The 3,708-nt window shown below is 38.0% G+C and carries 4 protein-coding genes; 2 read left to right on the forward strand and 2 right to left on the reverse strand.

The features are described 5' to 3' along the window. Nucleotides 1-106: 106 nt before the first annotated feature. Nucleotides 107-973: a fructosamine kinase family protein gene (locus ACEN31_RS11210; protein ID WP_407109452.1), complete on the reverse strand. Its 867-nt coding sequence runs from the start codon at nt 971-973 to the stop codon at nt 107-109. Nucleotides 974-995: 22 nt separating this feature from the next. Then, a complete protein-coding gene (locus tag ACEN31_RS11215) occupies nt 996-1,607 on the reverse strand; it encodes a DUF2179 domain-containing protein (protein WP_407109453.1) in 612 nt (203 codons plus the stop codon). A gap of 136 nt (nt 1,608-1,743) precedes the next feature. Between ACEN31_RS11215 and ACEN31_RS11220 the strand changes: the two genes are divergently transcribed. Further along, a complete protein-coding gene (locus tag ACEN31_RS11220; RefSeq protein ID WP_407109454.1) occupies nt 1,744-2,331 on the forward strand; it encodes a YdcF family protein in 588 nt (195 codons plus the stop codon). A 73-nt stretch (nt 2,332-2,404) separates the two neighbouring features. Beyond that, a complete protein-coding gene (locus ACEN31_RS11225; RefSeq protein ID WP_407109455.1) occupies nt 2,405-3,469 on the forward strand; it encodes an acyltransferase family protein in 1,065 nt (354 codons plus the stop codon). The last annotated feature ends 239 nt before the right edge of the window (nt 3,470-3,708 follow it).

Consider the following 3,708-nt stretch of genomic DNA (forward strand, 5'->3'; position numbering starts at 1 on the left):
TAGTTCCACTAAGCGAATTGGTAGAGTCTGCTTACGCAAGGTATTGAACCGCCGTGTACGGAACCGTACGCACGGTGGTGTGAGAGGTCGACTAGTCAAATAATGGCTAGTCTCCTACTCGATTCAATATGATGCTCATCGATTGATCAACAGATGATTCATAGGTTGCACCAAATTTGTGTAGATGAACCATTAATAAGTAAAGGCGGTAGAACTCGATGCGTAATTCTGAACCTTCAGAAAGTGGGTAAGCTTCATCATAAGCAGCGTAGAAGTCAGAATTAAAGCCACCAAATACTTTAGTCGCACCCAAATCAAATTCGCGGTCACCGTACATAGAAGCGGGGTCAAATAAAGCAGGACTACCGTCAGACAAGAACATATAGTTACCTGCCCATAAGTCACCATGCAATAATGACGGGTCACTTTTGTGTCGAGTTAACTCATTCACCATAATTTGTCTTACTTGTTGATAAGTATCGCTTTGACGTTGATTCCATTTATTGTTATCCACAAGTAGCCTGTGAAGTTTGTCCATCCGTCTTTCGACGAAAAGCTCAAGCCAAGAATCAGTCCATGAATTATCGAATTGAATGTCAGCTCCTGCATAAGGAGCGTCAAAGCCGTATAAGCCGTCATCAGAGTGATACTGATGCAATTGGGCAACCATTCTTCCTAATTCACGTTGACTCCCATTTTGACCTTCCTCGAGGTAGCTAAGTAATAAATAAGCATCACCTTGGTTTTCACCTGAATCAATCACTTGCGGTACAGTGATTCCAGCTTTAGCCATTTCTTCTAAGCCTGCAATCTCACCTGTATAAAAGTCTGCACTGCGCCCCGCTTGGACGAGTAAGAAGTAAGGTTTAGAATTTGTTTCCACTCGAAAGGCTTGGTTTACATCGCCTCCTGATACAGGGATGATTTCTTGAATTGAATCGATAGGTAATACATCTTTCCAGTTATGACTCATTGAATAAGCGCCTCCTTCTTGATTATTCAATATATTCATTTTTAGTGATAACCTCATCTGGCGTTTCAAAGCCTTCTTTTTGGTCTTGTTCAAAGTTTTCTTCAATGATTTGTGGTGGGCTAATATGTTTCGTCCAGAAGCCTCCGTGAATGTATTTTGCATCATATGAGATGAAAAATGCGTTCGGGTTTAGTTCATTAATTGTGTTACGCAAAGCTTTCTCAGTAGAACGTGGCGTGAGAATCGTTAAGACTAACCGGTTTCCATTCCGTCCGTAACCAGGTTGAATTGTCACCCCATAGCCACGTTCCCTTAAAGAATCTGCCAACACATGGTTGTCGTCTTCTGTGAATACTTGCATTACTGAATAACCTAAAGCAATCCGGTTCTCTACTAACATACCTAAGTAAATTCCAACGCCAAAACCAAATGCATAGAATATCAGATACATTATATTTTCTTCGATATACGACATCACCATTGATAAGCCGAGTGTGTAAATCGTTATTTCGATTATCGCCAAGATGGGGGCAAGGTTTCGGTAACCTCGCATCGTCAGTAACGTTCGAATCGTGTTTAGCATAATATATACTAAGTTGATGGCAAAAATTTGTCCTAATACAAGCCAGTTCATAAATTAATGGCCTCCTTTTAATAATCTCTAAAGTAAATGTTACAGTAAATTAAATTTTATGTAAATTAACTCGCTGTTTGTAGCTATATTTATGGGTTATGATAAAATGAGTTATCATTTGAAAAGAGGTAAAACTATGAAGAAAAGGTTAAAGCAATTAGCAGTTCTGATTGTATTGTTTTGGTCTTGGCACGCAGTATGGCTCTACTTCAATTTAGATGTTGGAGAGACTCCAGTACTCAGCGATGTTATCATCGTACCTGAAGGTGGAGATGGGCGCGAAGATCAAGCTGGCCGACTATTGCTCGATGGTTATTCACTATCCGACCGAATTATTGTCTCACCACTTTATGGGGAGAACTTAAATCTTTTACCTCGCTATCAAAATGCAGGTGTGAGAGAAGATCAAATTATCGCTGAAAATGAAGCAACAAGTACCTACACAAATGCCGTAAACACATTAGAATTAATGGAGGAGAACGGCTGGGGCTCTGCATTAGTCGTCACTTCTGATTACCACATGAGACGGACACGCATGATTTATGAGCGAGTAAACCGTCATTATGATTTTGATTTAACTTATATTTCAGCTTACGTTTATACGAATGAAGGGGAAGTCATTACTTATCTTGATACACCTGGACTTCGCAGTGCAGGGCGTCGTGAAATATATAAATATTATGGTTATCTATTTGGCTTATATCACTTCTTGGATTTAGATTAATAGTCATTTCTTTAGACTTTTGAATTTAGAAGCGGTATTATGTATTTTCTAAAAAAATTGAATAGGGGATTACATGTCAAAAAATTACAATATTGATAAGGTGAAGTTTGTTGCTGCTATTGGAGTAGTACTCATTCATGTATTTGCATTTATCGATTCGGCATATAACGAACCTTTGATTGAACTACAATGGCCTCGTGCTATATTTAACTACGCTGTTCCTTTGTTCTTCGCAATTACAGGTTATATATTGTCTAAACGAACAAATGAATACATGTTAAAGTACGCAGGCAGTGTTTTACGTTTATTTATTTCTATTTCATTATTTTACTACGTGGTGTCTTTACTAATGGCAGGCGTCGAAGCTTGGCTGTATGAAGAACCTGTCATGGACGCTGTGATGGTCATCTTCCGTTCCAAAACATGGAGACAGTTTGTTCAAGGAACGATTGGATCTTACCATCTATGGTACTTATGGGCGAGTTTTCTAGGTATCTTGTGTTTGTATGGCTTAAATAAGATAATCAACTCACCAAGAATCTTAATCGTAAGTGTATTTGCCTTATATCTTGTATCGCTTTACTGTCTCGAAAACGGACTGTTAACTGATATATTACGTTACGGGGGCTTCCCAAAAGCCTTGATGTATACAAGTATCGGCTATTATGTAGGGGTGCAAGGGGATTACTGGAAGTATAACTTGCGTGTCTTAATTGGTTGGATGTTTGTCTATGTTGTTACTTTTGGCTTTTTCTACCAAGGACAATATCTCGAACTATTATTTATTCCAACGATTTACTTAGTGATCGCATTCTTAAACCGATATAAGGGAGAAGAGACAGTCATCGCGAAGCTAGGAGATTATTCAGATCAGATATACCTATTACATGCCCTAGGTATTAATGTATACGGACTATTACTGTTCGTCTTTCCCGAGCTTCAGATTCACTCACTTCCCATTCGCGTTGTATTGATTACATTATTCGCAGTTGTCTTTTCACTTCTGTTATATATGCCACTCAACCGCTTTTATTTGGAACCGATGCAAAATTGGCTAAAGAAACTGCGTTTCAAATTTAAAGGCAATAACAAACCAAATAATAAAATAGATTTAGCTCAGAGCACATCGAAGTCATAAATTCGGTGTGTTTTTCGTTATCTGATGATTTTTGGGATAAAATCCGTATTTTAGACCGGATTCGCAATAAGATGGTCAAAGTCATCAGACAAATATGCAATGATATTTTAACTGACGAATTTACAATTTAAGTGCAACAACAATAATAAAATAAAAAAAGATCCATAGTTTTCCTATAAAATAGATGTACCAACCAACTATTAGAAGGAGAAAGCTATGAATCCATACACACATCTTAC

Source organism: Ruoffia sp. FAM 26255, assembly GCF_045528525.1.
Lineage (GTDB): Bacteria > Bacillota > Bacilli > Lactobacillales > Aerococcaceae > Ruoffia > Ruoffia tabacinasalis.

What these genes read in the sequence shown, in the direction of transcription:
- ACEN31_RS11210 (WP_407109452.1), bottom strand. Translation starts at nt 973, where the DNA reads ATGAGTCATAACTGGAAAGATGTATTACCTATCGATTCAATTCAAGAA.
- ACEN31_RS11215 (WP_407109453.1), bottom strand. Translation starts at nt 1,607, where the DNA reads ATGAACTGGCTTGTATTAGGACAAATTTTTGCCATCAACTTAGTATAT.
- ACEN31_RS11220 (WP_407109454.1), top strand. Translation starts at nt 1,744, where the DNA reads ATGAAGAAAAGGTTAAAGCAATTAGCAGTTCTGATTGTATTGTTTTGG.
- ACEN31_RS11225 (WP_407109455.1), top strand. Translation starts at nt 2,405, where the DNA reads ATGTCAAAAAATTACAATATTGATAAGGTGAAGTTTGTTGCTGCTATT.